The organism is Phascolarctobacterium succinatutens CAG:287, assembly GCF_000434895.1.
GTDB classification, from domain to species: domain Bacteria; phylum Bacillota; class Negativicutes; order Acidaminococcales; family Acidaminococcaceae; genus Phascolarctobacterium_A; species Phascolarctobacterium_A succinatutens_A.
In genome coordinates this window covers 207-724 of sequence record NZ_FR892773.1, presented here as the reverse complement: position 1 = coordinate 724, position 518 = coordinate 207, and the positions used below count along the sequence as shown (strand labels likewise).

Genomic DNA, 518 nt, shown 5'->3' with positions numbered 1-518 from the left:
CGCTGATTCAGCCTCCTATCATGAAACTGTTCACCACTGAAGCAGATCGTAAAATCGTTATGCAACAGCTGCGTCCGGTTTCTCACTTTGAAAAGGTTGCTTTCCCGATCATGTGCACCATCGTTATTTCTCTGCTGTTACCTTCCGTAACCGCTCTGATTGGTATGCTGATGCTTGGTAACCTGTTCAAAGAAGCAGGCTGCCTGGATCGTCTGAGCGACACCGCACAAAACGCTTTGATGAACACCGTAACCATCATGCTGGCTACCGGTACCGGTCTGACCATGAGCGCTGAGTCTTTCCTGAACGCTAAGACTCTGCTGATCATCGTTCTGGGTCTGGTTGCATTCGTAGCTGGTACTGCTGCCGGCGTTATCTTCGGCAAGCTCATGTGCATGGTAGACGGTGGCAAGACCAACCCGTTGATTGGTTCCGCTGGCGTTTCCGCAGTTCCTATGGCTGCTCGTGTATCTCAAAAAGTTGGTCAGAAAGCTAACCCGGCTAACTTCCTGCTGATG

1 protein-coding gene is annotated in these 518 nt (G+C 50.8%); it reads left to right on the top strand.

Annotated features, from left to right (window positions below):
* A partial coding sequence (locus BN587_RS03190; protein ID WP_303684805.1) for a sodium ion-translocating decarboxylase subunit beta occupies positions 1 to 518 on the top strand: 518 nt, incomplete at both ends.